The sequence below is a fragment of the Streptomyces phytophilus genome, from assembly GCF_013870535.1.
Classification (GTDB): Bacteria; Actinomycetota; Actinomycetes; order Streptomycetales; family Streptomycetaceae; genus Streptomyces; species Streptomyces phytophilus.
Window position 1 is genome coordinate 1 of the sequence record NZ_JACBXC010001339.1, and the last position, 1,592, is coordinate 1,592.

General features: G+C 74.5%; 2 protein-coding genes. One reads left to right on the top strand and one right to left on the bottom strand.

The annotated features are described in order from the left end of the window. Nucleotides 1–139: 139 nt before the first annotated feature. Complete coding sequence (locus H5J30_RS32175) at nucleotides 140–1,300, top strand: PQQ-dependent sugar dehydrogenase (RefSeq protein ID WP_181791155.1); 1,161 nt, start codon at nucleotides 140–142, stop codon at nucleotides 1,298–1,300. A gap of 90 nt (nucleotides 1,301–1,390) precedes the next feature. Here the strand turns inward: H5J30_RS32175 and H5J30_RS32180 are convergent. Further along, a partial coding sequence (locus tag H5J30_RS32180) for a response regulator transcription factor (RefSeq protein WP_181791157.1) occupies nucleotides 1,391–1,592 on the bottom strand: 202 nt, incomplete at its 5' end.

Genomic DNA, 1,592 nt, shown 5'->3' on the forward strand with positions numbered 1-1,592 from the left:
ATCGCGGCGCTGCCGCCGGCGCAGGGGTCGTGGGAGTAGGTCCGTACGGGCGGGAACCGCGCACCGGCGCGCGGTGTACTCCCGGCTGTGATGTGCTGGGTACGTTTACGGCCACCGTCTGCCTGAGGAGAACCGTCCCGTGAGAGCCCGCGCCGTCGTCGCCTTCCGGCTGGCAGCCGCCGCCGCACTCGTGCTCGCCGCCGGCTGCTCGTCGGGGGGCGACGACAGCTCCGCGGGCGCGGCCGAGGAGTCGTCCCCCGCTGCCCCCGCCGGCAGCGGCGGCTCCGGCGAGCAGGGCTCGCCGCCGCCGGACAAGGGCTCCGCGAAGGTCGTCGGCACCGTCGCCGAGAACCTGGAGACGCCGTGGGGCCTGGCGGAGCTGCCCGGTGGCGACCTGCTGGTCTCCTCCCGCGACAGCGGCACCGTCTACCACGTGGCCGCGAAGGACGGGAAGGTCACCGAGGCGGGCGAGGTCCCCGGCGTGCAGCGCGCCCCGGGCAACGAGGGTGGCCTGCTGGGGCTCGCCCTCGGCGCCGACGAGATGGTCTACGCGTACTTCACGTCCGACAGCGACAACCGCATCGTACGGATGACGTACGACTCGGACGGGCCCGAGGGCAACCGGCTGGGCGCGCCGGACACCGTCTTCCGCGGCATCCCCAAGGGCGGCCGGCACAACGGCGGCCGGATCGCGTTCGGCCCGGACAAGATGCTCTACGCCGGCACCGGAGAGGCCGGCGATCCGGCCCTGGCGCAGGACCGGGAGTCGCTGGGCGGCAAGATCCTGCGGATGACGCCGGACGGCGAGCCCGCGCGCGGCAACCCCGACGCGGGGTCGGTGGTGTACTCGTACGGCCACCGCAACGTGCAGGGGCTGGCCTGGGACGACGACAAGCGGCTGTGGGCGGCGGAGTTCGGCGACCAGAAGTGGGACGAGCTGAACCTGATCGAGCCCGGCAAGAACTACGGCTGGCCGCAGGCGGAGGGCAAGGAGGGCCGGGAGGGCATGGTCGACCCCGTCGTGCAGTGGGCCACCCCGGACGCCTCGCCGAGCGGCATCGCGTTCGCGGACGGGTCGATCTGGATGGCGTCGCTGCGCGGCGAGCGGCTGTGGCGGATCCCGCTGGACGGCACGAAGGCGGCGGCGGACCCGCAGGCGTTCCTCGACGGCGAGTACGGGCGGCTGCGCACGGTGCAGCGGGCGTCGGACGGCGATCTGCTGCTGATGACCAACGAGACGGATCTGCGCGGCACGCCGGAGAAGGGCGACGACCGCATCCTGCGGGTGGAGGTCAGCTGAGGCGGCGTACGCGGGGGCGCGCGGCAGGACCCGGACAGCTACCGCCGGACTCGCCCGCCGCCGGCCGCGGCACGGCGGAGCGGCGCCCTCTCACCCGCCCTCGAACAACCGCAGCCGGTGCGCCACCGCCGCCGCCTCACCCCGGGCCGCCACCCCCAGCTTCGCCAGGATGTTGGACACGTGCACACTCGCCGTCTTCGGCGAGATGAACAGCTCGTCCGCGATCTGCCTGTTGCTCCGGCCCGCCGCCACCAGCCGCAGCACGTCGGCCTCCCGCGCCGTCAGGCCCAGC